The 26,210-nt window shown below is 65.6% G+C and carries 28 protein-coding genes and 1 tRNA gene; 5 read left to right on the top strand and 24 right to left on the bottom strand.

Going from position 1 to position 26,210, the window contains the following annotated elements; all coding sequences use genetic code 11:
• Positions 1-48: 48 nt before the first annotated feature.
• Positions 49-2,457, bottom strand: coding sequence for a carbamoyltransferase HypF (hypF, locus tag ACXMDM_RS09170; RefSeq protein ID WP_259723159.1), 2,409 nt, complete (start codon positions 2,455-2,457; stop codon positions 49-51).
• Complete coding sequence (gene hypB, locus ACXMDM_RS09165; protein WP_259723160.1) at positions 2,454-3,128, bottom strand: hydrogenase nickel incorporation protein HypB; 675 nt, start codon at positions 3,126-3,128, stop codon at positions 2,454-2,456. Before hypB ends, hypF begins: the two co-directional genes overlap by 4 nt.
• A 27-nt stretch (positions 3,129-3,155) precedes the next feature.
• On the opposite strand from hypB, the gene ACXMDM_RS09160 reads away from it, so the two are divergent.
• Positions 3,156-3,395: a hypothetical protein gene (locus tag ACXMDM_RS09160; RefSeq protein ID WP_259723161.1), complete on the top strand. Its 240-nt coding sequence runs from the start codon at positions 3,156-3,158 to the stop codon at positions 3,393-3,395.
• Positions 3,396-3,628: 233 nt separating this feature from the next.
• On the top strand, positions 3,629-4,201 hold the full coding sequence (locus ACXMDM_RS09155; protein WP_499569468.1) for a hypothetical protein: 573 nt from the start codon (positions 3,629-3,631) through the stop codon (positions 4,199-4,201).
• Positions 4,202-4,342: 141 nt separating this feature from the next.
• Here the strand turns inward: ACXMDM_RS09155 and hypA are convergent, their stop codons facing one another.
• From hypA to ACXMDM_RS09120, 7 genes are read right to left on the bottom strand one after another with little or no spacing between them, the layout of a single operon-like run.
• Complete coding sequence (hypA, locus tag ACXMDM_RS09150; protein WP_071801470.1) at positions 4,343-4,684, bottom strand: hydrogenase maturation nickel metallochaperone HypA; 342 nt, start codon at positions 4,682-4,684, stop codon at positions 4,343-4,345.
• The gene (locus ACXMDM_RS09145) at positions 4,677-5,150 is read right to left on the bottom strand and encodes a hydrogenase maturation protease (RefSeq protein WP_071801469.1); all 474 of its coding nucleotides are present in this window, start codon (positions 5,148-5,150) and stop codon (positions 4,677-4,679) included. Before ACXMDM_RS09145 ends, hypA begins: the two co-directional genes overlap by 8 nt.
• Positions 5,151-5,157: 7 nt before the next feature.
• On the bottom strand, positions 5,158-6,621 hold the full coding sequence (locus ACXMDM_RS09140; protein ID WP_259723163.1) for a Ni/Fe hydrogenase subunit alpha: 1,464 nt from the start codon (positions 6,619-6,621) through the stop codon (positions 5,158-5,160).
• 3 nt (positions 6,622-6,624) lie between these two features.
• On the bottom strand, positions 6,625-7,209 hold the full coding sequence (locus ACXMDM_RS09135) for an NADH-quinone oxidoreductase subunit B family protein (RefSeq protein WP_071801467.1): 585 nt from the start codon (positions 7,207-7,209) through the stop codon (positions 6,625-6,627).
• Complete coding sequence (hoxU, locus tag ACXMDM_RS09130) at positions 7,206-7,925, bottom strand: bidirectional hydrogenase complex protein HoxU (RefSeq protein ID WP_259723164.1); 720 nt, start codon at positions 7,923-7,925, stop codon at positions 7,206-7,208. The genes ACXMDM_RS09135 and hoxU overlap by 4 nt, the downstream gene beginning before the upstream one ends.
• Positions 7,922-9,553 (bottom strand): NuoF family protein, encoded by a 1,632-nt coding sequence (locus ACXMDM_RS09125; protein ID WP_259723165.1) that lies wholly within the window; start codon positions 9,551-9,553, stop codon positions 7,922-7,924. Before ACXMDM_RS09125 ends, hoxU begins: the two co-directional genes overlap by 4 nt.
• Complete coding sequence (locus tag ACXMDM_RS09120) at positions 9,553-10,194, bottom strand: NAD(P)H-dependent oxidoreductase subunit E (RefSeq protein WP_499569464.1); 642 nt, start codon at positions 10,192-10,194, stop codon at positions 9,553-9,555. Before ACXMDM_RS09120 ends, ACXMDM_RS09125 begins: the two co-directional genes overlap by 1 nt.
• Positions 10,195-10,208: 14 nt before the next feature.
• Here ACXMDM_RS09120 and ppsA point away from each other — a divergent pair, with 14 nt between their 5' ends.
• Both ppsA and ACXMDM_RS09110 read left to right on the top strand, forming a co-directional pair.
• On the top strand, positions 10,209-12,662 hold the full coding sequence (gene ppsA / locus ACXMDM_RS09115) for a phosphoenolpyruvate synthase (RefSeq protein WP_259723167.1): 2,454 nt from the start codon (positions 10,209-10,211) through the stop codon (positions 12,660-12,662).
• 68 nt (positions 12,663-12,730) lie between these two features.
• The gene (locus ACXMDM_RS09110) at positions 12,731-13,954 is read left to right on the top strand and encodes a cation:proton antiporter (protein WP_071801463.1); all 1,224 of its coding nucleotides are present in this window, start codon (positions 12,731-12,733) and stop codon (positions 13,952-13,954) included.
• Positions 13,955-14,637: 683 nt separating this feature from the next.
• Here ACXMDM_RS09110 and ACXMDM_RS09105 read toward each other — a convergent pair.
• The 15 genes from ACXMDM_RS09105 to ftsH form a co-directional block, all read right to left on the bottom strand.
• Positions 14,638-14,904, bottom strand: a complete 267-nt coding sequence (locus ACXMDM_RS09105) for a hypothetical protein (protein WP_259722867.1) — start codon at positions 14,902-14,904, stop codon at positions 14,638-14,640.
• Positions 14,901-15,221: a hypothetical protein gene (locus ACXMDM_RS09100; protein WP_259722868.1), complete on the bottom strand. Its 321-nt coding sequence runs from the start codon at positions 15,219-15,221 to the stop codon at positions 14,901-14,903. Before ACXMDM_RS09100 ends, ACXMDM_RS09105 begins: the two co-directional genes overlap by 4 nt.
• A complete protein-coding gene (locus tag ACXMDM_RS09095; RefSeq protein ID WP_259722869.1) occupies positions 15,218-15,835 on the bottom strand; it encodes a hypothetical protein in 618 nt (205 codons plus the stop codon). Before ACXMDM_RS09095 ends, ACXMDM_RS09100 begins: the two co-directional genes overlap by 4 nt.
• A gap of 66 nt (positions 15,836-15,901) precedes the next feature.
• Positions 15,902-16,111 (bottom strand): hypothetical protein, encoded by a 210-nt coding sequence (locus tag ACXMDM_RS09090; RefSeq protein WP_259722870.1) that lies wholly within the window; start codon positions 16,109-16,111, stop codon positions 15,902-15,904.
• Entirely contained in the window at positions 16,108-16,578 is a 471-nt protein-coding gene (locus ACXMDM_RS09085) for a hypothetical protein (RefSeq protein ID WP_259722871.1), read from the bottom strand. The genes ACXMDM_RS09090 and ACXMDM_RS09085 overlap by 4 nt, the downstream gene beginning before the upstream one ends.
• A gap of 363 nt (positions 16,579-16,941) precedes the next feature.
• On the bottom strand, positions 16,942-17,355 hold the full coding sequence (locus ACXMDM_RS09080) for a hypothetical protein (RefSeq protein WP_259722872.1): 414 nt from the start codon (positions 17,353-17,355) through the stop codon (positions 16,942-16,944).
• Entirely contained in the window at positions 17,337-18,305 is a 969-nt protein-coding gene (locus tag ACXMDM_RS09075) for an AAA family ATPase (RefSeq protein ID WP_259722873.1), read from the bottom strand. The genes ACXMDM_RS09080 and ACXMDM_RS09075 overlap by 19 nt, the downstream gene beginning before the upstream one ends.
• A complete protein-coding gene (locus ACXMDM_RS09070) occupies positions 18,302-19,432 on the bottom strand; it encodes a hypothetical protein (protein WP_499569459.1) in 1,131 nt (376 codons plus the stop codon). Before ACXMDM_RS09070 ends, ACXMDM_RS09075 begins: the two co-directional genes overlap by 4 nt.
• A 159-nt stretch (positions 19,433-19,591) precedes the next feature.
• On the bottom strand, positions 19,592-19,909 hold the full coding sequence (locus ACXMDM_RS09065; RefSeq protein WP_313772302.1) for a hypothetical protein: 318 nt from the start codon (positions 19,907-19,909) through the stop codon (positions 19,592-19,594).
• A 3-nt stretch (positions 19,910-19,912) separates the two neighbouring features.
• Positions 19,913-20,152: a hypothetical protein gene (locus ACXMDM_RS09060; protein WP_259722876.1), complete on the bottom strand. Its 240-nt coding sequence runs from the start codon at positions 20,150-20,152 to the stop codon at positions 19,913-19,915.
• A gap of 194 nt (positions 20,153-20,346) precedes the next feature.
• Positions 20,347-21,507, bottom strand: a complete 1,161-nt coding sequence (locus tag ACXMDM_RS09055; RefSeq protein WP_259722877.1) for a site-specific integrase — start codon at positions 21,505-21,507, stop codon at positions 20,347-20,349.
• A gap of 188 nt (positions 21,508-21,695) precedes the next feature.
• Positions 21,696-21,768, bottom strand: a tRNA-Ala gene (locus tag ACXMDM_RS09050).
• Between the two features lie 33 nt (positions 21,769-21,801).
• Positions 21,802-22,434: a transcriptional repressor LexA gene (gene lexA / locus ACXMDM_RS09045; protein WP_071802262.1), complete on the bottom strand. Its 633-nt coding sequence runs from the start codon at positions 22,432-22,434 to the stop codon at positions 21,802-21,804.
• A gap of 73 nt (positions 22,435-22,507) precedes the next feature.
• A complete protein-coding gene (gene argF / locus ACXMDM_RS09040) occupies positions 22,508-23,464 on the bottom strand; it encodes an ornithine carbamoyltransferase (protein WP_259722878.1) in 957 nt (318 codons plus the stop codon).
• Positions 23,465-23,528: 64 nt separating this feature from the next.
• Positions 23,529-25,445 carry an ATP-dependent zinc metalloprotease FtsH gene (gene ftsH, locus ACXMDM_RS09035; RefSeq protein WP_259722879.1) on the bottom strand — a complete coding sequence of 639 codons (1,917 nt, stop codon included), beginning with the start codon at positions 25,443-25,445 and terminating at the stop codon, positions 23,529-23,531.
• 96 nt (positions 25,446-25,541) lie between these two features.
• On the opposite strand from ftsH, the gene ACXMDM_RS09030 reads away from it, so the two are divergent.
• Positions 25,542-26,204 carry an SOS response-associated peptidase gene (locus ACXMDM_RS09030; protein WP_259722880.1) on the top strand — a complete coding sequence of 221 codons (663 nt, stop codon included), beginning with the start codon at positions 25,542-25,544 and terminating at the stop codon, positions 26,202-26,204.
• Positions 26,205-26,210: the final 6 nt, after the last annotated feature.

Here is a 26,210-nt window from a genome sequence, read left to right as displayed (position 1 = left end):
TTTTGTTATAGGTCGCTGGTTCGTTTCCGCTCTCAGTGTTGCGAGGCCTTACAGAAACTGGGCAGCCGCCAGCAGCTGGCCGAGGGCCAGTCCGCCGTCATTGCAAGGGATCCGTTGGGGCCAGAGTGCTTCGATGCCGGCCTGCTGCAGGGCAGTGGCGGCGAGTTGCAGCAGCAGGCGGTTCTGGAAGCAGCCCCCCGCCAGCAGCAGGCGCCGCTCGCCGGGAGTGTCTGAAAAGGTTTCGGCCAGCGCTACCAGCAACCCGGCCAGTGCCTGGTGGAAGGCCAGGGCGATGGCGGGCACCGGCACGCCGCGGTCGCGATCGGCGAGCAGGGCGATGAGCAGGGGCTGCCAGTTGATCTGCAGGGGCAGTACGGGTTGGCTGGAGCCGATGGTTTCGCTGGCAGGGCCGATCGGCAGGGTGTAGGGGCCGGCTAGCTCAAATGCTGTGGCGCGCATCCCTTCCCAGGCGGCTGCCTCCAGGCGCAGGGCGGCCTGGCCTTCAAAGCTGCAGACCTGGATCAAGCCCAGCAGGGAGGCCACCGCGTCGAAGAGGCGGCCGATGCTGGAGCAGAGCGGCGCATGCGGGCCGCCGCGGCGCAACAGGGCAAGCAGCACCCGCTTCTCCTCAGCACTGAAGGCGGAATGAGTGCTGCGGGAGCTGTCGCCGAAGGCGGTTGCTAGCAGGCCCAGGGCGGCGCGGCGTGGTTCACGCAGGGCCGGTGTGCCGCCGGGCAACGGAAACGGCCGCAGCTGCGCCAGACGCTGGAAGCGGGCCGGTTGGCCCGGTGCGGCCGGCTCCAGGCGCAGGCACTCACCGCCCCAGAGGCTGCCGTCGCCGCCGTAGCCAGCGCCATCCCAGGCCACCCCCAGCAGCGGTGGGACGAGACCGTGCTCGGCCGCCACTGCCAGCACATGGGCGTGGTGATGCTGCACCGGCAGTAGTGGCACGCCTGCTGCCGCTGCCAGTTCCTCACCGATCCGACGCGAGACGTAGGCGGGGTGGCCATCGACCACAAAGCGGCGGGGCGTGAGGCCGAGGCGCTCAAGGGCGCTGCTGAGGACCTCGCGCAAGCGCAGCTCAGACGCGAGGCTGTCGAGGTCGCCCAGGTGGGGGCCGAGCCAGGCGCGACCGCCGGGGAGGCCGATCGCCAGGCTGCCCTTGAGCTGAGCGCCCATGGCGACCACACCGGCAAGCGCATCCGGGTGGGGCAGCAGGGCGGAGAGATCGAGCGTGGTGGGGGCTGTGCCGCGGGCGTGGCGCAGCCGCAGCGGCCGGCCCGCCGCCAGCTGCACCACGCTGTCGTCGACGGGGTTGGCGATCGGGCGGTTGTGGACCAAAAAACCATCGGCGATCGCACCCAGCTCCGCCTCCACCCGTTCGGGATCGGCGCAGAGCGGTTCACCGGAGCGGTTGCCGCTGGTGGCGACCAGCGCCACGCCCAGTTCCCGCAGCAGCAGGGCGTGCAACGGGCTGGCGGGCAGCATCACCCCCAGCCAGGGGTTGGCCGGGGCCACGTTGGCGGCGATGGCGGCATCGCTCGGCGGCCGGCGCCGCAGCAACACGATCGGTGCCGCCGGGGAGGTGAGCAGCGCTTCTTCTTCGGGGCTCAGCACACAGTGGCGCCGCACCCAGGCCAGATCGGGCGCCAGCAGCGCAAAGGGCTTCTCGGGTCGACCCTTGCGTCGCCGCAGCTCAGCCACCGACGCCTCCGATCCGGCCAGGCAGAGCAACTGGAAACCGCCGACCCCCAGCAACGCCACGATCTGCCCCGCCCGCAATGCGACTACCGCCGCCGCCAGGCAGGGGCTGAGCAGGCCCGTGCTCAGCGGTGGATCGCTCAGCCGCGGCTCAGCGGCCGCCCACCAGCTCAGGCGGGGACCGCAGGCGGGGCAGCCCGTGGTCTGGGCGTGAAAGCGGCGGTTGGCCGGATCGGTGTATTCACCCGAGCAGGCAGCGCAGAGGGGGAAGGAGGCCAGCGATGTGTGGCGTCGCTCGAAGGGCAGGGCCCGCAGGATGCTGAAGCGGGGCCCGCAGTGGGCGCAGCTGGTGAAGGCGTAGCCGCAGCGGCGGCTGGACGGATCGACCAATTCCGCCAGGCAGGCGGCGCAGGGGGCCAGATCGGGCGGCACCAGAGCGGTGGGACTTGACGCGCTGCCGGAGGGCGGCCGGATCTGGAAACCGTTGGGGTGGCCGTTGGCTTGGGCGGGCACCCACTGCTGCTCCAACCGATCCAGGCGGCTGTGGGGCGGCCGCTCCAGATCGAGGCGCTCCAGAAAGGACTCAAGCGCCGCTTCCTCCCCCTCCAGCTCCAGGCAGACACCGGATGGGTTGTTCTCCACCCAGCCCGCCAACGCCAGGGAGCTGGCCAGCCGGTGCACGAACGGACGGAAGCCCACCCCCTGCACCAGCCCTTCGACCTCAAGCCGCAGGCGCCGTTGCCCGGCGGTGGTCATTGCCGCTGGTGGCTGAACCAGTGCATCAGGGCGTCAAGGCCGACGCCACTGCGGGCCGAGACTTCGAAGATCTGTGCCTGCGGTGCCACACCGGCCAGGTTGGCGAGGGCCGCGGCGCGATCGAAGCCCACCGCTGCGGCGATGTCGACCTTGTTGATCACCACCACATCGGCGGATTTGAACAGGGCCGGGTATTTGAGCGGTTTGTCTTCCCCTTCCGTGACCGAGAGCAGCACCAGCCGCAGCTGCTCGCCCAGATCAAAGGCGGTGGGGCAGACCAGATTGCCAACGTTCTCGATCAGCAGCAGCTCCATGCCCTGGTGCTCGAGTTGATCAAAGGCCCGCCCCACCATCGCCGCCTCCAAATGGCAGAGATCACCGGTCTGGATCTGCACGGCCCGGGCGCCGGCGGCCCGCAGACGAATGGCGTCGTTGTCGGTGGCCAGATCACCCACGATCACCCCCACTGGGGCCGGACGCCACTGGTGGGCGAGCTGCTCCAGCAGCGCGGTTTTCCCGGACCCCGGCGCTGAGAGGACATTCACCACCAACAGCCCAGCGGCAGCAAAGCGCTCGCGGTTACGTTCCGCCGCTGTGTCGTTGGTGGCCAGCAGGTTGTGGCGAAGCTGGACGGTGCGGGTGGGCTGGCCGCAGGAGCAGTGGGAGCACATGGGCCCGGTGGGAGCAGTGCTTCCAGTGTGGGCAGGGGTGGGGAGAGTGGCGGTGATGGACTTATTTTGTGGCGAATTCTTTCAGGGCTGACCGGCTGGTGGGAGCTGCATTCAAGTATTGGCAAGCGAGTCGATTGGCTGGCCTATGCAGCAAGGCTAATTTTTAAATTTCATGCAGACTTGTCCTTTAACAAGTCTGGAGACTGCGGCGTGAAGATCATGCTGATCTTCACGGATTCACTGAATAACTCCTCTCGTAAAGAATGAGCGCGGTGGATCTTCTGCGCCTGCAGCCAATGGAGCTTCTTGTTTTCGAGCCCACTAAGGCAGTCTTCGCCCAGTTGGTCAATGTCATCAACGATTTTACCCTGGAGCAGTCTTGAGATGAAAATCCAAAGACTTGAATGCACTTTTACGGCCTCATCTCAAGGTCAATGGGCGATTGCTGAATCCCTGAATGTTATTAGCTACCAAGAAACATGTTATTTCAATAAGCAAAGATGATATTCCTGAAGTTGATTCTAGCTTTCGCCCCTTGGCTTGCATTTTTAGTCATTGCCCATGGCAGTCTATTTCGCCTCAAGCTCGGACTCATCACTGCCCTTATTTTAAGCATTGGAATGGGAATTTCCCGACTGCATCGGGGGGTAATTCTATGGGTCGGACTAGCATTTTTTGCTAGCGCATCAATTGCCGTCATTGGTTTCAATAATATGTGGGTTGCGAAATATATGGGAGTCATAGCCCCAGGAGTCCTCGCTACAGCTACCTGGCTAACCGTGATTTTCAAGAACCCTTTTACGATGGATTACGCAAAAGAACATACCAATCCATCTCTATGGCATAGCCCCAAATTTATCAGAACAAATATGATCGTGAGCTCAGCCTGGGCCCTGACTTTCACGATCAACGTCCTCCTGGCCACAGGCAAGATAAACGAATATATCTTGCCTGATCTGGGCTACGAGCTAATCAGCTACACCTTGATGCTGGGCACAGCAGTATTTACAACCTGGTATCCTGGCCATATTAGAAAAAAGGCGGAGATCATTGTGCCTAATGAATATAATTAAAGGAATGCAGAATTCAAACATGTTTAAATTCTTTGTCTCGCGATGGCAATCTAATCAATCGTTATTCAGTGGCTGATTTCTTCTTAATAGCGCGGTCGCTTTGCTGATGCTCGGAATTATCAAAGCGATAAATCATAAGCCTCAGCTCACCTCCAGCCCCGTTAACTCCAGCTCCCTCCCCGCCAGCACCTCCGCCGACAGGCAGCCGCAGTCTGGACAGGCGTAGATCACATCCACCGGCTCGAAGTTCTCATCGCAGGCCGCGCACCGGCACACGGTGGGTACCACCTCCAGCTCCAGCTGCGCCCCCGCGCTCAGCCCGCCGGCCATCACCACCTCAAACGCGAAGGCGAGCGCATCGGGGTCTACGCCTGAGAGCCGCCCCACGCTGAGCTTCACGGCGTGAATCCGCCGGGCCCCCTGCGCCGCCGCCGCCGCCAGGGCAATGCGGCGCACCTCCTCCATCAAGGCCAATTCATGCATCGCCGCTGCACCAGCGACGCACGGCCGCCAGCAGCTCGGGCAGCAAAGCCTTGGTCGCGGGCGTGAGCTCGGTGCTGAGGCCCATGCCGTGAGCTGTCACCAGCAATTGCCAGGCCGGCGGGCGGCGGCCGTAGAGCGTGTTGGCCAGCTGCAGCAGCCCGCCGGCGCTGGTGTGGTGGCTGAACAGCTCGGCTGGCCCAGAAGCCGGAGGCAGGAGCGGCTCCAGCCGCCAACCATCTGAGCCAGCCGCCGCCTCAGCTGCCGCATCCACAAACAGCACGCGCCGGGCGGCGGCCAGCTCTGGGGCCAGCTCGGGCGTGAGCTGGGTCCGCTCGATCACGCACAGGTTCGCCAGCCCCCAGCCCTCCACTTCCGCAGCGATGGCGCGTCCCACGCCGTCGTCTTCGCGGAGGGCGTTGCCCCAGCCGATCAGCAGGTCGCGCCGCGGCGCCTCTGGAGTGCTCACGGGGACCTCAATCCCGCCAGCGCTCGCTCAGCAGCTCGCCGCCTGGCCCCAGCAGTTGCACATGCAACGGCATCTGGCCGGCGGCGTGGGTGGAGCACGACAGGCAAGGATCGAAGCAGCGGATCCCCGCTTCCACCCGGTTGAGCAGGCCCTCGGCAATCTCGCTCTGGCCCGGCTGGATGTAGGTGCGGGCGATCTGGGTGATCGTGAGGTTCATCGCTCGGTTGTTCTGGCCGGTGGCAATGATCAGGTTCACCGCCTCAATCAGGCCATTGGCATCGACGCGGTAGTGGTGAAACAGGGTGCCGCGCGGCGCCTCGCTTACCCCCACCGCCTCAAAGGTGTTCACCCCTGCATGGGCGCGCACATGTCTGGTGCAGATCTCGGGATCGTCGAGCAGGGCCTCGATCGCTTCGAGCGCCGCCAGGATTTCGATCAGGCGGGCCAGGTGATAATAAAAAGAGCTATTGACTACGCGGCCGCCACGCTGACGCAGCTCCAGCAGCTCGGCATCAGCCCGCTCCGTGCCGATGCGCGTGCACACATTCAGCCGCGCCAGTGGCCCGACCCGGTAGCTACCAGCTTCCGGACCGAGCGGTCTGTAATACGGGAATTTCAGGTAGGTCCAGGGTTCCACCGCCTCAGCCAGCACCTCGCTGATCTGCTGCTGAGGCAGGGCTTCTGCAAGCACAGCGCCGACAGCATCGATCAGGCGCAGATCGCCGTCGTAGTGCTCCCAGCGGCCATCGGCCCCCACCAGGCCCATGAACAGGGATGGGAAACAGCCAAACGTGGCCGCCTCCACCGCCAATGGGCCATCCAGCAACCCCTTGAAACGATCAAGCGCAGCGTTGGTGGTGGCGAAGGCTTCGGACAAGCGCGCCTGGATCGCCTCGCGGTCGGCCGGATCCAAAGGGCTGCGTACCCCGCCCGGCACCGCCCAGGCGGCGTGGATCTTGCGACCCCCAAGCCGCTCGATCAGCTCCTGGCCGAACTGGCGTAGCCGAATGCCACCGCGAGCCAGTTCCGGGTCAGCAGCGATCAGGCCGAAGATGTTGCGCTTGGCGGGGTCGCTGTCCCAGCCCAGCAGGAAATCGGGGCTGCTGAGATGAAAGAACGACAGCGCATGCGACTGAATGATCTGGGCCAGGTTCAGCAGGCGCCGCAGCTTCACGGCCGTAGGCGGAATCGTCACGGACAGGATCCGATCACCGGTTTTCGCTGCAGCGAGAAGGTGGCTCACCGGACAGATGCCGCAGATGCGGGCGGTGATCGCCGCCATCTCGGTGAACGGGCGCCCCTCGCAGAACCTCTCGAAGCCGCGGTATTCGGTCACGTGGAAGCGGGCGCCCTCCACGGCACCGTTCTCGCCCAGGTGGATGGTGATTTTGGCGTGGCCTTCGATCCGGGTCACCGGGTCGATCAGGATCGTGCGCCTTGCACCGGCCGGTGGCGTGGGGGTCGGCTCCATGGATCAGCCGAAGCGGATCATCTCCGCCCCCTCCATCAGCGGCGCCTCGCCCCGCAGCAGCGGCTCAAGAAAGGCGCGAATACGCGCGGCCGACGGCGGGCAGCCCGGCAAATAGAAATCCACGGGCACCACCTCGTGGAGGGGCAACACCTGGGGCAGTAGTTCCGGCACGATCCCCGGAGCGTGCGGCATGACGCCACTGTCGTCGGCCAGCTCCAGGTAACCGCGGCGCAGCACCGGCTCGGCCCCACCCAACATGTTGCGCATGCCCGGCACGTTGGCGCTCAAGGCGCAGTCGCCGAACGACACCAACAGGCGGGTGCGTGCGCGCACCTGGAGGATCAGCGCCAGGTTGTCACTATTGGCGACGCCTCCCTCCACCAGGCAGAGATCCACGTCTTGGGGGTACTCCTTGCTGTCGGAAGCCACCGGGCTGAACACCATGTCCATGCAGTCAGCCAGCTCGATCAGCCACTCATCGAGATCAAGGAACGACATGTGGCAACCGGAGCAGCCGGCCAACCAGACGGTGGCCAGACGCAGCTTGCCGTTGATGCTGCCGGTAGTGCTGACTGAGGGGGAGCTCATGGCGGCGCCCCTTGGCGCGCCTGACGGGCCCGCAGCAGGGCGACCAGCTGGCTGGGATCCTCGTGCTTCTCCTCCACCGTGTCGCCCTTGGGGAAGAGGGCGCCGGTAGGGCAGACCATCACGCACTTGCCGCAGTCGGTGCAGGCATCCACCGCTCCCCAGGGCTGATCGAGCCCGGCGATGATCCGGCAGTGCTCTCCCCGCCAGGCCACGTCCCAGACGTGGGCACCCTCCACCTCGTCGCAGACCCGCACGCAGCGGGTGCAGAGGATGCAGCGGTTGTGGTCGAGCCCAAAGCGCTGGTGGGAGAGATCCACCGCGCGATCAGGGAAGCGGTAGGGCAGCCGGGAATGGTCCATGCCCACCTCCACGGCGCGGTCCTGCAGCTCGCAATGGCCGTTAGCCACGCACACCGCGCAGACGTGGTTCCCTTCGGTGAACAGCAGTTCGATCACCGTGCGGCGGTAGTCCCGCAAAGTGGGACTGTCGGTGCGCACCACCATCCCCTCCAGCACGGGGGTGATGCAGGCGGGCTGCAACTTGCCGCTGCCCTCGATCTCCACCAGGCAGAGGCGACAGGCCGCCACAGGGCTCAACCCCTCCAGGTGGCAGAGGGTAGGAATGGCGATCCCCAGCTCCCGGGCCGCCTCCAGCAGGGTGGCGCCGACGGCCATCGCCACCGCCTGGCCGTCGATCGTCAGGGTGGAGACACTCATGGCACAGCCTCGGTTGCACGCGCAGCCACGGGCTTCAGCAGGGCCACGTACTCCTCACGGAAGAAGCGCAGGGTGCTCAGGACCGGCTTGGGTGCGCTCTGGCCGAGGCCGCAGAGGCTGGTGTCTTTGACCATGTGGCAGAGGGCCTCGAGCTGGGCCAGGTCCGCAGCTGTGGCGTCGCCGGCCAGGTGCTTCTGCAGCAACCCATGGAGCTGGACGGTGCCGGCGCGGCAGGGCACGCACTTGCCGCAGGATTCATCCCGGCAGAACTCCATGAAGAACGCGGCGAGGGCCACCATGTTGGTGCTGTGGTCCATCACCACCATGCCGCCGGAGCCCATGATCGTGCCCAGTTCCTGCAACGAGGCGTAATCCACCGCTGTGTTGAGCTCGGAAGCGGGCACGCAGCCACCCGAGGGGCCACCGGTCTGGACGGCCTTGATCGTGGAGCCTTCGGGAGCACCGCCCCCCATCTCCTGCACGATCGTGGCCAGGCTGGTGCCCATCGACACTTCCAGCAGGCCTCCGCAGCGCACGTTGCCCGTCAGTGAGAACACCTTGGTGCCTTTGCTGCTACTGGTACCGATCGCTGCATACCAGTCGGAACCCTCCCGCAGGATCGGCACCACGTTGGCGAAGGTTTCGACGTTGTTGATCAAGGTGGGCAGGCCGCCCACCCCTTGCTCGGCCGGGTAGGGCGGCCGTGGTCTGGGGGAGCCGCGCTTGCCTTCGATCGAGTGGATCAGGGCCGTTTCCTCTCCGCAGACATAGGCCCCAGCCCCGACCCGCAACTCCACCGTGAACTCAAAGCTGGAATCGAACAATCTCTGGCCCAGCAGGCGGTGGCGCTGGGCCTGGTCAATCGCCCGGCGCAGGTTGCCGATCGCCAAGGCGTATTCGGCGCGGATGTAGATGAAGCCTCGGCTTGCCCCCACGGCAAAAGCGGCGATCGCCATGCCCTCCAGCACCCGATGGGGATCCCCCTCCAGAACGCTGCGGTCCATGAAGGCGCCCGGATCACCCTCATCGGCATTGCAGACCACCACTTTGTGGTCACCGGGCATCTTGGCAACGGTGCTCCACTTCAGCCCCGTGGGATATCCGGCCCCGCCGCGTCCCCGCAGGCCACTGCGATAGATGGTCTCCACCACCTGCATTGGGGTGAGCTCCTGAACGGCTCGACGCAACTGGTCGTAAGCCCCCCGCTCGATCGCCGCCTCGATCCGCTCCGGGTCAATCAGGCCGCAGTTCTCCAACACCACGCGTCGTTGGCGGGCAAAGAAAGGCTGACTGGTGTCAAGCTGCTCCCCGCGCCCAGGGGTCCAGGCGAGGGGCCGCCGCTGCCCATCGATCGCTTCCAATTCCCAGCGACGGACCAGAGCCGCAATCAGACCAGTGGCATCCTCCGCCCTGACACCGGCGAAGAGCGCACCGTCTGGGTCGACCGCCAGCAATGCCCCCTGGCTGCAGGGTCCCAGGCAGCCGACGCCCCTGATCTCTATCCGATCGGCCAGCTCAAGACAGGACACCGCACGCTGCAGGGACTGCCTCAATTCGGCCGCACCGCTCGCCAGGCAGCCTGCCGAGGTGCAACAACGCAGGCACAAGGGGGCTGGGGATGCTGTCATCACCGCAGGCTCCGCACGGCTTCCAGCACGGAGGCGACGGTCTGCTGCTTGGCCACCACCCCATCGATCACCACCAGCGGCGCGGCGCCGCAGGTGCCCAGACAACGAACGGAGCCCAGGTCTATTGATCCATCGGCCCTGCTGCTGCCAAGGCGGATCCCCAGCTCCTGCTCCAAAGCTTCCACCAGGCGACCGGCTCCGATGACACTGCAAGCTGTGCCAGTACAGACCGTGCAGTTGTGCCTGGCCGGTGCCTGGAAACGGAACAGGTGATAAAACGAGGCGGTGCCGAAGACCTGGCTGAGTGGCAGCCCTAGGTTGCGGGCGACGTGGCGCAACAGCTCAGCACTGAGGTAGTGGTAAGTCTCCTGGGCGTGATTGAGGACCTCGATCAGGCTGTCCGGGCTGCGCTGATGCCGAGCCAGAATCGACTGCAAAGCTTCAAAGCTTGATACCTCTTCAGCAGAGGCCTCAGCGGACCGTTCGGTTGGGGCACTGGGCATGACGCTGTCGCAACCCTCAATCCAGCGTAGGAAGTCGTAGCGGTTCGGACTGATCTCGCTGTATTCCTTCGTCTTTTCTGAATCTTCCCTGGCCTGGCTGCGCCGGCGGGGCCTTTCCCTAGGGTTGAACACGCGCATAGTTTGCGGGGCATATGGCTGAACTGGCTCGCAACCGGCAGCTCGTGGTCCCACTCGAGGCCATCGGACTCACCGACATCCCCAGCGTTGGTGGCAAAAATGCCTCACTGGGCGAACTGATCCGCGAGCTCACGGCCCAGGGGGTGCGCGTGCCCGGGGGGTTCGCCACAACCTCAGAGGCCTATCGCCTTTTCCTGAGCCACAACGGTCTCGATCAGCCGCTGCGTCAGCTGCTGAGCCAGCTCGATTCCACCGACCTGGGCGCCCTCCAAGCCGCCGGAGCGGCCGCTCGCCAACGCATCCTGGCGGCGTTTCTGCCGGAGTCACTGCAGCAGGCGATCATTTCGGCCTACGCCGACCTGCGCCACAACGAAGGTGTCGGGGATGGCGAATCCTTGAGCGTGGCGGTGCGCTCCAGCGCCACCGCCGAGGATCTCCCCGATGCCAGCTTCGCTGGGCAGCAGGACACCTTTCTGAACATCCAGGGAGAGGCGGCGCTATTGGATGCCTGCCGCCGCTGTTATGCGTCGTTGTTCACGGATCGGGCCATTTCCTACCGCCAGAACAACGGTTTCGACCATCTCGAGGTGGCGCTCTCGATCGGCGTGCAGCGCATGGTGCGATCCGATCTGGCCGCCGCTGGAGTGATCTTCACGCTCGACACTGAAACCGGCTTCCGCGACGCGGTGCTGCTCACCGCCTCCTACGGCTTTGGTGAAAACGTGGTGCAGGGAGCGGTGAACCCCGATGAATACCTGATCTTCAAGCCCACGTTGCAGCAGGGCCATGCACCGATCATCAGCCGCCGACTGGGCAGCAAGGAGATCCGCATGGTGGGAGTGGAGTCTGCCGATCCTGGAACCTCCACGCGCAACGTGCCGGTTGCGGATGTAGATCGTCGCCGTTATGCCATCGGCGACGACGAAGTGCTGACCCTGGCCCGCTGGGCCTGCCGAATCGAGCAGCACTACAGCAGCCAGCACGGGGTGCCCACACCGATGGACATCGAGTGGGCCAAGGACGGCCTCAGTGGCGAGCTGTTCGTCGTGCAGGCTAGGCCGGAGACGGTGGAATCACGCCAGTCGTCGGCCGTGCTGCGCAGCTGGCATCTCGAAGCCCATGACGCCGAACTGATCAGCAAGGGACGGGCGATTGGTGCCTCGGTGAGCAGTGGCCGGGCCCGAGTGATCGCCGATCCCACGGGAATCGACCAGTTCGAGAATGGTGACCTGCTCGTCACCAACCGCACCGACCCCGACTGGGAACCGATCCTCAAAAAGGCTGCCGGGGTGATCACCAACCAGGGTGGCCGCACCTGCCATGCGGCGATCATCGCCCGTGAAATGGGCATCACCGCGATCGTCGGCTGCGGCGACGCCACCACAACCATCGCCGATGGAGAAACGGTCACGGCCAGCTGCTGCGAGGGGGATGTGGGTCGCGTCTACCGAGGAGCGCTGGCCTACCGCCTGGAGGAACAGGACATCGGCGATCTTCCCTCCACCCGCACCCAGATCCTGGTGAATGTGGGCAACCCGGAGGATGCTTTCAAGCTGGCGGCCATCCCCTGTGATGGCGTTGGGCTGGCCCGATTGGAATTCATCATCGCCAATCAGATCAAGGTTCACCCGATGGCCTTGCTGGAACCTGAGCGGGTCAGCGACCTTGAGCAGCGCGCCGCGATTGCCAAGCTCACCGCCGGCCACCCCCATCCAGCGGACTATTACCTCGACCTGCTCAGCCAGGGCATGGCTCGCCTGGCTGCCGCGTTTTATCCGCGTCCAGTGATCCTGCGATTCTCCGATTTCAAGAGCAATGAATACGCGAAGCTGCTGGGCGGCGCAGACTTCGAGCCCCACGAAGAGAACCCGATGATCGGCTGGCGTGGCGCCTCCCGTTATGTCGCGCCGGCCTTCCGTGAAGCGTTTGCCCTGGAATGTGCGGCCCTCAGGCATGTGCGTGAGGACATGGGCCTCAGCAATGTGATCCCGATGATTCCGTTCTGTCGAACGCCGGAGGAAGGTGACCGGGTGCTGGCCGAAATGGCCCGCCATGGCCTCAGGCGGGGCGTGAACGGGTTGCAGGTGTATGTGATGTGCGAGCTGCCCAGCAATGTGATCGGAGCTGAGGCCTTCGCTGAACGGTTTGACGGCTTTTCGATCGGCTCCAACGACCTCACCCAACTCACCCTGGGCTTGGATCGCGATTCAGCTCTGGTGGCCGATCTCTTCGACGAGCGTCACCCCATCGTCAAGGACATGATCCGAATGGCGATCCGCACAGCCAGACGCTGCGGCCGCAAGATCGGCATCTGCGGCCAGGCCCCGAGCGACTATCCCGAGTTTGCCCGCTTCCTGGTGGAGCAAGGCATCGATTCGATCAGCCTGAATCCCGACGCCGTCGTGCAGACCCGCCTGGCGATCGCAGCCCTGGAGCAGGAGATGGGCGTAGCGGCGAAGCTGAGCTGACGCCTGCGGGTCCCAACCTTCACACTTGGAGGGCTGCCTTCGGCACGCCGCACCCTCCCCTCTCGCCCATGCTCACCATCGAATCGATCGAACTGCTGCTGCTGGTGGCAGCGGTGGTGGCCATGCTGGCCCGCAGGCTGCGACTGCCTTACAGCGTTGGCCTGGTGCTGGGGGGGATCGTGCTGGCGTGGCTGCCCTTCGCCCCCGATCTCAGCCTGACGCGGGAGTTGATCTTCAACGCCTTCCTGCCGCCCTTGATCTTTGAGGCGGCCCTCTACATCGCCTGGCCAGCGCTGCGCAAGGACCTGCCGGTGGTGCTCACCCTGGCCACCCTGGGGGTGGTACTCTCCGTCGGGGTCACCACGCTTGGAATGCACTATTGGGCCCACTGGAGCTGGCCGGCGGCCCTGCTCTTCGGTGTGCTGATCTCAGCCACCGATCCGGTTTCGGTGATCGCCACCTTCAAGGAAGCCGGCGTGCATGGGCGGCTGCGGGCACTGGTGGAGGCCGAAAGCCTCCTGAATGACAGCACCGCTGCAGTGGGCTTCAGTGTGGCGATCGCCTTGGCCACCGGCGCCGCGATCACACCGCTGGGCACCGTTCAGTTCCTGGCGGTCACGATCGTTGGCGGCGTGGCCTGCGGCGGCGCAGTGGCAGCAGCGGTCCTGGCCCTGGCCGGCCGTACCGAGGATCCCCTGGTGGAGATCACCTTCACCACCATTGCTGCGTACGGCTCCTTTTGGCTGGCGGAATACCTGGACGTGTCCGGGGTGCTGGCCACCCTCACCGCCGGAATCATGATGGGCAACCTCGGCCCATTGGGCGCCATCTCGCCGAAGGGACGCGAGGCCGTGGTGTCGTTCTGGGACTACGCCGCCTTCGTGGTGAACTCGCTGATCTTCCTGCTGATGGGGATGCTGGAGGCGCACCAGAACTTCACCGAGGTGTTGCTGCCGATCGGCATCGCCATTGTTCTGGTCACTGCGGGGCGGGCCCTGTCCACCTATCTCTGCTGCAGCCTGTTCCTGGGTTCAGCGCTGAAGGTGAAAACCAGCCACCAGCACGTGCTCTTCTGGGGCGGCCTGCGCGGCGCCCTGGCCCTGGCCCTCTCGCTGGGCCTGCCCACCACACTCCCCTACCGCGACGCCGTAGTGACCGTGGCCTTCGCCGTGGTGGCCTATTCAGTGATCGTGCAGGGACTCTCGATCACGCCGCTGATGCGCGCCCTCGGCGAGATCGGACCGGCCAGCGCCGACAACCTTGGAGAGGCCTCTCCTGAGGCCAGCGGCTGAAGCTTGAAGGAACCCAAGCGATCGCCCTGTCACAGAGCGCAGGGCTGAGGAACGGGAGTTGGGTGAGTTGCAACGATTTTGAAAGTGGAGCCAAGCGGATTCGAACCGCTGACCCCCTGCATGCCATGCAGGGATTGAATCACTCGAATCGCTTGCCCTGACTGAGTTTAACGCTGACAAGACTCGTTTGCGTGTGTAAAAGCGTGTGCATTATTCGCTTATCGGGGCCCGCCGCCGGCCAGCAGCTGGCTGACCTGAGCCATGTGCTGGCACCTGCCAAGGAAGAAGCGACCGTCTGATCTGCTGAAGAAAACGCCGTCTTCCAAAATGGGCCTTTTGGAAGACGGCACCCAACACATCACCCCCGGCCGCCACGTGCTCGCTCCAGCCAAGGAAGAAGCGACCGTCTGACCTGCCGAAGAAAAAGCCGTGATCGAAACAGGCCTGTTTCGATCACGGCACCCAACACATCAACCCCGGCCGCCACGTGCTGACACCTGCCAAGGAAAAAGCGACCGTCTGACCTGCTGAAGAAAACGTCGTGGGCGAAACAGGCTTGTTTCGCCCACGACAACCAACACATCAACCCCAACATCATGACAGGTGGATATAGATAAGTCGCCCCTAAGTGTTATGAGCGGGTTAGGAGCAAATTGCAACTATTCCCAGGGAGCCTGCCCCGCTCAGCGCCCGGACGCGATCCGCCGAGCCCGCAAGCGCTGCTCCTTGGTCAGCCAAGGCCCAGAAGCGGATCCCCGGCCCGCAGGCCCCAGGGCGGAGATCGCAGCCTGCTGGTGCTCGAACCAATCCGGCCCGGTCATGGCCTCGGCGGCCTCCACCATGAGCTCGGGAGGGCCCGGCTCAGGGAGCACGGGGGCGGGGCCGCCAGCCTGGAGCAAGGCAATGGCACGGGCCGGTGTCAGCGCCCAGGGCGGCAGCGGTGCGCTCATGCCTGCAGGCCCTCGCCTTCGCCTTCGCAGCTGATCAGCTGATCACCCAGGGGAAAGACCCTGGCGAAGCGGGCGGCCTCGCGGTCCGCCTTTCGTTGCGCGACGCTCAGCACCGGGGCAACCAGCAAATCTCGCGCAGCGATCAGCGATTCCCACAGGTCGGCGACCTCGGGGCACAGGCCCAGCAGGTGGGGTTCGTTTTCGAGCGAGCGGATCGCTGCTTGCAGACCCGCCGCTGCGGTCTGCCGGCGGCTCCTCAACGTCGCAGCCATTTCAGAGCGTTTCGCGATCGACGGTGAAAGTGTTGCCACGATCAAGCGTGGCCGTGGAACAGAAGGCGAGCTCGAGCCTGAGCTTTCAGGTTTGCCATCTCCTGGGCTTGTTGCTGGTGATGCGCTTCCCGCTGTTGGCGGGCAGCCTGTGCCGCCTGGATCGCTGGTGCCGCCTCCAGGCGCAGGCTCTCGGCGGCTTCGGGGTTGGCGCGGCTCACCTCCAGCTGGGCGCTGAGGTTCCAGGTCGTTGGCGCCCATGGGTTGGTCTGGCCGTTCGCGGTGGCGGCGGCCACCAGCTGAGCGGCGGCCTCTTCGCGGGTGGGCGGAACCGGGGCCGTGTGGCTCCAGGAGCCGTTGAGCACTGCCAGCTCCAGCTCTGCTGAAGCCTGTCCGGTCAGGAGCGCATGTAGCTCGCCGTCTGCATCCTTGAGCTGGAGCTGGGCGGCCCAAGGGATGCTGGTGATGTCCTGAGGGAGCCGCTCTCCAGGGAACACGGCGGCGAAGCGGCTGAGCACCGCAGCGGTCCTGGTGATGCTGGGGACCGGCAAGGCCTGGATCGGTGCGGCTGGTGCGGGTTCAGCGTCGGCCTGTTCAGCGCCTCGGGCATCGAGCGCAGCGGTGAAGCTTTCGATCTGGGCGCGGCTCAGTTCGGTGGGCATGAGGTTGATGCTTGGGGTCGATTCCCATTCTCAACCGGGATCGGTCCCATGGCGAGCGGCCGGGCATCAGCGAAGGCCGCGCCGTGCACCCATGGCTCGGGCCTTCAGGGAAAAACCACGGTCGGGGTCAACCGTGGCGGCAACGTCGATGGTGAGCAGGCCCATCAGCCCCGCGAACATCCGCAAGCTGTCGGGGTTTGCCTCCCCGCACTCCACCAGCGCGGCGGCGGCGAGGCGGTGGAGCTGCAGCTGGTGAGGAGTGAGCGGGGAGGTCAATAGCGAGACCCGCTGGACTTCGGAACAACAGAAGTCACCCTGGCCAACAGCGCCAGAGCACCCACGGCGGCTGAATATTGCTTGCCCTCCATCGCGGCCTCCGTGATGTATTCGCCTTGCGCTATCAACCGCGCTGCAAACACTTCGCGATCCATCGATAAGTCGGCCACCATCTGACGGTTGGCTCTTGCCTGCAGGTCATCCATATGACGCCGGGAAAGACCCCATAGGGCAGAAGCTTTGCGCGCGGCAGATCCGGTGCCCGTGCCCCTGCGGGTCCAGTTGATGATCTCGTTGACGCGAAGTGCAGTGATGTTCTTATTTGCAATTCTCCCCACCGATATTTTATGCAGGGGATTCCGCTGCTTCCAAGCCGCAAACAGAAACCCGGTTCGATCTTCAGGGCAATGCTGAGCGTCCCATTCGGGCCATTCAGGTGAATCAGGCGCTGGTTCTGGTGCGTTCATGGGTTGATTCTGCCTGATTCGCCGCGTTCAACGGCAGCTGGAGCGGCGGCGGCAAGGCGCACCTGCTCCAGTAGGGCGCCCCAAGGGGACCGCCGCCTCGCTGGTGGGGGGCAGCCGGTCAGTGAGGTTCATCCGGTCGGGGGGGGCTTATCCGGTCCCTCACGCGGGGGCCTCGGATATGGCGGACAAACCGGATTAACTGTATTAACCAGTGATAGCAATCAATGTATCTTCCTGCTACGAGGGTTTGTTGTCCGTTGTTTCGGTTGATCCGATTGGTTTGATCCCCCCCCGCGCGGGACCGGATTAAGCCCCCGCACCCGCGTCAGGCCAGCGTCTCGCCAACCACCGGCCTTTTCAGCGTCAGGCACCAGCAGCAGCAGCGCCGGTGGTTGGCACCGCGCCGGGTGTCGGCCTGTAGGTGTCGGCGGGGCGCCCCTCACCGCCGGGTCTTTCCCCCGGCTGCTTCATCACCAACCGTTTCTGAAGCAGGGCGCCAAGGGTTTCCCAAGCTCGGTTGTGCGTCAGCTGGCAATCGGCCACGACGTCGGCCACCGTTGCCGGTGTGCCTGCTGCCGCTCTGGAGCAGACGGAATCCAGAACGGACTGCTGCCTAGGGGTGAGCCTCTCCAACGCCTTGCCCTTCGCCTGCTCCTCCATGGCCGTCTCGGCATCGCCGTGGAGCACCCACTGCCCCCCCTCGACCCGCTCGATCAGGAGTTCCAACGGCATCCCGCCGCGCCCTTGTGTCTTGAGCATCAGCCGCTTGTCCCCCATGGCCGCCCCGGCAGGGCCGCTCTGGAAGTAGGTGAGGCTGTGATCGTCTGGCTGGCGGCCGCGGGTAGCGCTGTGGAGCCCCTGGAGGCTGCTACGGCGCCTTCGCTGGCGCGGCCCTTGCTGGCGTGGTGAATCAGCAGCACGGTGGCGGCGTGTGGCCCCACGGCGGCCATCAGCTCGCGGGCGGGGGTCGCCATTTCGGCGGCCTCCTCTTTCAACCCCAATAGGTGAGTGCAGGCGTGATACGAATCGATCACCACCAGCAGACCAGGGTTGTCGGCGGCAATGGCGGCGATTCGCTCAATCCCTCGTGTATCCAGACTCCACGGGTTGTCGGCAGTTGCCAACCCGACAATGCGCGGGTGCTGCCGATTGTCAGCGGTCAGGAGCCCGAATTGCTTGAACATCCGCGCCCAGTCGTTCTCCGGTTGATCGCTGCCGATAATCAGCACCGGCGGGCATGGGTCGCCCGGTAGTGCTTGCCCCAGGAAGGTTTGCTGCCCATGCACCCATGCACCAATGAATCCCAGCGCCAGGGCGCTCTTTCCAACCTTCGGGAGCGCGACGACAAGGTTCAAGGCTCGCGCCATCACGATGCCTTCCAATAGCCAGGGGGTTGTCGTCATGCTCATAGGCCTGGATTCGTTAGTGAGTAGTTCGGGCGGGCCTTCGGTGCCAAAGCGGGCATCTGACAACAGCCGCGCAATGTCTTGTTGCGTGAGATTGGGGAGGCTCAATCTTTCGGCGACCCGCCTCAAGGCCAACCCTTGCTCCACGGGCTCGGGGTAGATCGCAACAATGTCGAGCGCCTCGTTCCGCAGGGCTTCCAGAGCCTCGGCATCGACTGCCGCCGCGCCGTTGCCGTTGGATGGTGCGGGGCGCTTCGCCTGCTCCGGATCGATTCCGGCCGCGGCCAGCAGCTCGGCGGCGGTCTGCTGGGTGCTGCTCATCGCCCTGCCCCCCAGAACCAGGCTGCAGAGGCGTGATCACCGCCACTGCAGGCCACCTGCGCCACGTCCCAGCCGCAGGTGGTACTGGGGCTGTGCGCCTCCATCAAGGCGATGGCGGTGTCGATGCTGTAGCCGGCCTCCTCGCACGCCTTCACCAGGCCCCACAGGACGTTCCGATCGCCGTAGATCGATCCCCCGCCGACGTAGGTGCCTTGCCCTCCAACGCGACGCGGCAGGGTCGCCAGGTGGTCCACCACATCCTGCAGCGTGCGGGGCCGGTGCCGGCCGAACGATCGCCGCGGGCGGGAGAACAGCGCCGCTGGGGCTGGTGGGGCTGAAGGGGGCGATGGTGGCAGCAGCCCCCGCAGCCGCACCTCCAGGGCGTCGGCATCGAACCGGCTGCCGGAGCAGGTGTGGATGTTGGCCAGCTGCCCGGTTTTCGGGTGCAGTCCACCGGCCAGCCGCATCACCTGCGCAGGTTTCGCCAGGCTGCTGTCGATGCTGCACTCCGGCTCCAGGTGCCGGTAGGCAGCGATCACCAGCTTCTGCAGCACCGTGAAGCGCTCAGTGCTGATTGGCTCCCGCAGCCCGAAGTAGCAATGCAGCGATTTGTTGGTGGTGCTGATGGTGAACGCCGGCTCAGCGCCGAACACCCGAACCGCCAGCGCCAACTGATCATCAAGGCTCATCCCCTCGCTGTCGCACTCGGCGAACAGCCACCGGCAGGGGCTGATGTGTTCGTTGCTGGCGCCCCATTGCCGCGGCCCCTTCGCGCCCGGTTGCCCGGTGATGAAGGCCTGGCAGCGTTGCTCCTGATCGGCCAGCTGCTGCTCCCTGGTGAGGGGCTGGCCATCGCGGCCGCGGCGGTGGGGGGCGAAGTGCTCGGGAAGGGTGCCCCAGTCGTCCGGCACCGGCCGCGGCTCGTTGACGATCAGCCCCAGGCTGTAACCGGGGCGGCAGCCCAGGTCGGAGGTGATGACCGCGATCAGGGACGGCTCGCGGTGCAGGATCTGCCCGGTCGTGGCCAGGTAGTAGGTGTTCCCGCCGCGCCGCTCACCAGGGGCGGCCTTGGGCGGAAACAAGGTAAGCAGCACCAGAGCCTCGGGGCGGGTGCTCCCGCGAAGCAAGGCGATCTGAGAGCACACGGGGCCCCAGAGGGGTGGGGTCTGCAGGCCGGGGCAAACGGGGCCAACTTCTGAGAGGATGGGCACAGCTTCCACGCTGTTTCCATTCCCCTCAGGGATGTAGGCCCCGCCCCTCGCAAGGGAGGCGGGGTTCTTCATTGCTCAGATCCCCGCTGAGAGAACAACAGGCAGCCGATCGCCTGGCCTCACATCACCGATGACCCGCATGCCCCGGTGATGCAGCACCTGCCGGCAGGTCTCAACGTCCCAGCGGAGCGTCGAGTTAGCAAACGGTCCAGCGACCCAGTGGACACCCGGCACCAGGAACCCGACTTCCGGGTGCCCGTAGCGCTTCAACGTGCGAGTGCTGACACCTAAGGCACGTGCCGCCAATGGCGTCGGCAGCCACTGATCCATGCTGACGCCAGGCGCGATCCCCCCGCGATCCCGAAGCGGGCGGGGTTCGATTGCAGTAGCCATCGCTCAGGACTCCGCCTGAACGGTGCCGCCTTGCATCAGCTTCGCGGCCACTGCCGGAGGCAGGATGCTGGGGCCCAGGCGGGAAACGTCCGCCACGCAAGGGCTGATCGTGGCGGGATCAACGCCTTTGCGGGCGTACTTGCGAGCTTTGTTGTGAGCATTGCTGGCCTTGAGCAGTGAGACCATCGCCGGGTATTCCAGGCGACCGAGATACCGGACCAAGCCCGAATCTGCTTCCTTCATGAAGAGATAGAGGGTGAATGGATTGGCTCGCGTTGCCCCGGTCACAGCACGGCCCCCGAACCAGAGGCGCAGCCAAAATCACCGCGGGCCGGACATAAGCCCGGTTCCTTGAGGCGGGGTGGTTCCCCGCCCTGGTAGGTGCGCCCATGAGGGGCGGCACCCTGGCCTCATTCGAGGCTCACAACTCCACAACGCTACATCATGTGGTGGCACGTTGTGCCCACCACCAGGGGTGGGGGCGCGGCGAAGCTGGCGATCAGGTCCGCTTCTGCCGTCCACTGGCCATAGTGCCGAAGGTGGGTTGAGGGGCTGTGACGCATGACGGCGGCCAGATTGCGCAACGGGATCGGCGGCTGCCGGTGTGCCCCGCGCCAGGCGAACCCATGTCTCAGTCCGTAGGGAGTGAGCCCAGGGGTGCGCTCCACCAGGCCCTGCCAGTAGGGCAGCCGGTCGAGCAGCTGACGGAAGGCATCGCCGACGGCCTTGTGCTCTCCGCTGGCGGCTGCATTGCGGATCGGCAGGGGCAGCTCCAGCAGCCCTGACTCCAGCAGCTTCAGGGCCCGCGCTCCATCGTCCCGGCCCTCCACCTCCAGGGGCATCACCAGCTGGGCCGGCTTCGGGGCCGCTGCCGTTCGGGCGTTGCGCTTGATCGCCCCGACACGGAGCCGGCCGTCTCTCGGGTGCAGAACGCCCAGTTCCGCTGGACGCAGCCCGAAGCAGCCCACAAGGGCCACCGCCAGCCACAGCTCCGCGCAGCTCGCCTCCAGGTGATTGAGCAAACCGGCCAGGCCCTCGGGGCTGATGGGCGTGGTGGGGGCGGCCGCGGCCTCTCGGGTGCCGATCAGCTCCGCCTGGTGGTCAGCCGGTGGCGGCAGCCAGCACACCGGTGCCCCTCGGCGCTCCACCGCCCAGCGCATGAATCGGGCCACGTCCAGTAACTGCCGCTTCCGCCCCTGCCCACCAGGCGGACAGGCGGCGAAGTGCAGCCGCGCATAGGCCCGCAGCAGCTCGGGGCCATCACGGGGCGTTGGGCGGCTGGTGACGGTGGCCAGCAGCCGCTGCAGTCTGGTGTTCAGGTCGCCGCGAGTGGTGGCCCTCAGGTCGCTGCGGGTAGCCAGAAAGTCCGTCACCAGAGCGGGCCAATCCATTGGGCCGGTCGTGGGGGCGGCTGCCAGCAGCTCGGCCGCAGCGCTCAGGCTGAGCCCCTGTTCCTCCATCCGCTCGCGCAGGCCGCTGGTGGTGGCGATCACGGCCGACACGCACCCGCGCTCCCAGGCGATCGGCAGGGTGACGGTGCTGCGGACGCCGCTCAGTTCACGGCGGGTGAGCCGCACCAGGCCCCGCGATTCCGCCACATTCCAGCCCCGGCCGTGTTCATGGCGGAGAGCATCTCGGAGGGTTGCAACCCAGGCGGGTGATCGGGGGGCGGAGGGCAGGGCGTGTGCAAAAGCGTGTGTAAAACACGGTATTGCATGTCACAACAGGTAGTGAAGAGATCAGGAGTCAAAGCCTCTGAACCCTTGCTGTGACTAGAAAAAGTGAATGGAGCCAAGCGGATTCGAACCGCTGACCCCCTGCATGCCATGCAGGTGCTCTACCAGCTGAGCTATGGCCCCTTTCGGGTCCAACATTACAGCTCGGGCGGCCCCCTAGACCTGGCGCCAGACCGCCACCAGCTTCCCTTGCACGGCCACCTGTTCGGCCTCGATCAGCAGCGGCGCATAGGCGGGGTTGGCGGCTTCCAGGCGCACCATCGCCCCTTGCCGGTGGAAATGCTTGAGCGTGGTGCCCCGGCCCTCCACCATGGCGGCCACGATCGTGCCGGCCTTGAGCCGGCTGGGCTCGTTGACGGGCTCCATCAAGACCACATCGCCATCGTCGATGTGGGCGGCGATCATGCTGTCCCCGTTCACGGTGAGGGCGAACAGGCCGCGGGTATCGAGCAGGGGCTGGAGATCGAGCCGCTCCTGGATGTCATCGAAGGGCTCCACCAAGCCGCCAGCCGCCACGGTGCCCAACATGGGAATGCCCTGGAGATGGCCACCCAGCAGCTGCAGGGTGCGGGCCTGGCCCTCCTGCCAGGTGATCCAGCCCTTCTGCTGCAGGTGGCGCAGGCGGCTCTGGATCGGCGCCGGCGAGCGCAAGCCCATCGCCTCCATCATCTGGCGGATCGAGGGGCTGTGGCGATGGCTGTCGATGTAACTGGCCAGCCACTCGTAGAGCTCCTGCTGGGCCGAGGTGAGCGTGGCCTGGGGAGCAGGCGAATCCGAATCGAAGGAGATCACCAGCTGGCCTCAGACACCGTCAGTACATTTGTGCCACTAATTGGCGCCAATGTCCAGCCCCGGCAAGAAGTCAGAGCCCGCCGAGCAGGGCGGCCAGCAGGGCCTGCTGGGCATGGAGACGGTTTTCGGCCTGGTCGAACACCCGGCTGGCGGGCCCATCGATGACGCCGGCACTGATCTCCTCACCGCGATGGGCCGGCAGGCAATGCAGCACGATGGCGCGCGGATCGGCCGCCGCCAACAGCGCTTCATCGAGGCAGAAGCCTGCAAAGGCCTCCTCCCGTTGCCGCTGTTCCTGCTCCTGGCCCATCGAGGCCCAGACATCGGTGTACAGGGCGTGGGCGCCACGCACGCCGGCCACGGGATCGGTGGTCAGCTCAAGGCTGCAGCGACCCGCAGCCAGGGCCCTGGCCTGCTCCAGCACGGCTGAATCAGGCTCAAAGCCAGCGGGAGAGGCAATCCGCACACTCACGCCCAGCAGGGCACCACAGAGCAACAGCGAATGGGCCACGTTGTTGCCATCGCCCACGTAGGCCAGGCACAGGCCATCGAGGCTGCCGAAAGCGTCCTGCAGGGTCAGAAAATCAGCCAGGGCCTGGCAGGGATGCTCCAGGTCGGTGAGGGCATTGATCACCGGGATCGAGGCCCAGTGGGCGTAATCACTGAGATCCTGCTGGGCAAAGGTGCGGATCGCCAGGGCATCCACGTAGCGGCTGAGCACCCGGGCGGTGTCGGCGATCGGTTCGCCCCGACCCACCTGGGTGACAGCGGGGTTGAGGTCGAGGGTCTGGCCGCCGAGCCGGGCCATCGCCACGGAGAAGCTCACCCGGGTGCGGGTTGACGCTTTGGTGAAGATCAGGCCAAGCAGCTGGCCATGGAGGTCGACGCGACGGGCGCCGCTGCGCAGTTCGCCGGCCAGCTGCAACAGGGCCAGGGTTTCTTCAGCGCTGAGATCGGCGCAAGAGAGCAGGTCGCGACCCCGCAACGCCTTCAGGGCCGGGACAGAGCTTGTGATCGGAGGGCTCATGACCCCATTCCAAAGATCCCTTATCCGGGATCAGGGGCCCCGGCGTCAAGTGCCGGGGCCAGGCTCAGCCGGCCACGACGGCTGGTTCGGCCTCCGCCGCCTCTCCGGGCAACGCAACAGAGTCCGGCAGGTGGCTGGAGGAAAGCAGGTTTTTGAGATCATCACCCTCAATCACCTCTTTCTCGAGGATCTTGCCGGCGATGTCATCGAGCAGGGAGCGGTTGTCGTGCAGGATCGCCAGGGCCCGCTCATGGGCCCGGTCCACCAGGCCGCGCACCTCCTTGTCGATCGCCTGGGCGGTGGCATCGCTGACCGAACGACGCGGGTTGGAGCCGCCGCCAAGAAAGCGGTTGCCGCCCTGCTTGTCGTAGGCCAGCGGGCCGAGCGTGTCGCTCATCCCGTAGGTGCCCACCATCTGTTCGGCGATGTCGGTGGCGCGTTGCAGGTCGTTGGCGGCGCCAGTGGTGACTTCACCGAACACGATCTCCTCAGCCGAGCGGCCTCCCAGCAGGGTGGCGATCTGACCTTCAAGGTCTTCCTTGGAGTTGAGGAACCGTTCCTCCTGGGGCAGCTGCAACGTGTAACCAAGGGCACTCATGCCACGGGGCACGATCGAGATCTTGGCCACCTTGCTGCCACCGGGCATCAGGTGCCCAACGATGGCGTGACCCACTTCGTGGAACGCCACCACGCGCTTCTCATCGTCTTGGAGCACCCGGCTGCGCTTCTCCAAACCGGCCACCACCCGCTCGATCGCCTCATTGAGATCTCTCTGCTCCACCGCCAAGCGCATGCCACGAGCCGCGAGCAGGGCCGCTTCGTTGACCAAGTTGGCCAGATCAGCGCCCGCAAAGCCGCTGGTGGCCTGGGCGATGCGATCGAGATCGACAGCCTCGGCCAGCTTCACTTTCTTGGCATAGATATCCAGAATCATCTTGCGGCCGGAGAGATCGGGCCGATCGACCAGCACCTGGCGGTCGAAGCGACCGGGCCGCAGCAGCGCAGCATCCAGCGTTTCGGGCTGGTTGGTGGCGGCCAGCACAATCACCGGTTTGTCTGTGGAAGCAAAGCCATCCATCTCGGTGAGCAGCTGGTTGAGGGTCTGCTCGCGCTCGTCGTTGCCGCCGACCACGCCCATCGAGCCGGAACGGGATTTGCCGATCGCATCGAGTTCGTCAATGAAGATGATGCAGGGCGCTTTTTTCTTGGCCTGCTCGAACAGGTCGCGCACCCGCGCAGCACCGGCACCGACGAACAGTTCGACGAATTCGGAGCCCGAGATGATGAAGAAAGGAACTTCGGCCTCGCCAGCCACCGCCTTCGAGAGGAGTGTCTTGCCGGTGCCGGGAGGGCCCACCAGCAGCACCCCTTTGGGGATGCGGGCACCGATCGCCGTGTAACGCTCGGGTTTTTTGAGAAAGTCAACGATTTCAGCCAATTCCGCCTTGGCCTCATCCACACCGGCCACATCGGCGAAGGTGACCCGTGACTCCTCATCGGGCACGTAGACCCGGGCCTTCGATTTGGTGAAGCTCAACGCCCCCTGGGCTCCGCCGCCACCCATCTGACGGCGCGCGAAGAACTGCAGCACCAGGATGAAGATCAACGGCGGCACCACCCAGCTCAGCAGCGTGGTGAAGAAGTTGGGCCGCTTCGGTGGTGCGGCGGCGAATTCAACGCCCTTCTGCTCCAGGCGTTGGGGCAGATCCATGTCGAAGATCGGCGTGGTCGCCAGCACTGAGGGGCTTCCCTCCGGTGCATTGCTGAGCTCGTAGCGGATCTGGTCCTGGGTGATGAAGGCCCGCTTGACGTCGCCGTCATTCACTTGGTCGATGAACAGCGAATAGGGGACCCGTGGCACCTGGGTGGCTTGATTGGGCAGGAAGTTGCTGAATAGCAGCAACACGCCGAAGCCGATCAACACGAGGTTGATGATCCCGAATCGCCGGTTGGGGCGATTGTCGTCCTGGCGGAGGGCCATGGGTGTGCGGCGCTGGAATGGGGCCAAGCTAGGCCGAGCCACCGCGGCCATGCCCGTCGGGGCGGGGGTGAGAACCGAACGTGATCTGCTTCTCCCATGTGTGGTCGCTATGCGCTGAGCACCGAGTTCGACAAACTGCCGCCGCTGCTGCGCGACACCCTGCCGGCTGCCCTGGCCGCCCATTACGCCCCGATGACCGAGGTGCGGCCGGGTCAGCCGGTGCTGGGCCTGCGCCAGGAACATGGCCAGATCGGCGCAGCCCTGCTGCTCTGGGGGTTGCTGCCGGAATGGTCCAAGGATCCACTGGGCGCGGCCAGGCCCATCAATGCCCGCAGCGAAACCGTGGCAACCAGAGCCTCCTTCCGGGGCCCCTGGCGCCATCGCCGCTGCCTGCTGGCGGCTGATGGCTTTTACGAATGGAAAGGCCCGCCCATGGCCGGGCGCAAACAGCCCTGGCTGATCCGCCGCCGCGACCAGCGGCCGTTCTGGCTGGCCGGCCTCTGGGACCGTTGGATCGGAGCCGATGGCAGTGAGGTGGAGAGCTGTTGCCTGCTCACCACCGCGCCGAACCGGTTGGTTGCCCCGATCCATGGCCGCATGCCGGTGATCCTGCCCGCCGGCCTGGAAGAGGCCTGGCTGGCGCCAGCCGATGGCCCCGGACTGCGGGCACTGGAGCCCTTGCTGGGTTGCTGGGACCCCCAGGGCTGGGAAGCGCTGCCGTTGGGCGCCGGGGCCCACCAGCTCGATCTGCTCGGCTGACCCTTC

Source organism: Synechococcus sp. CS-603, assembly GCF_977929215.1.
The sequence above is the reverse complement of the archived record's forward strand: the minus strand, read 5'-3'. Positions and strand labels throughout refer to the sequence as shown.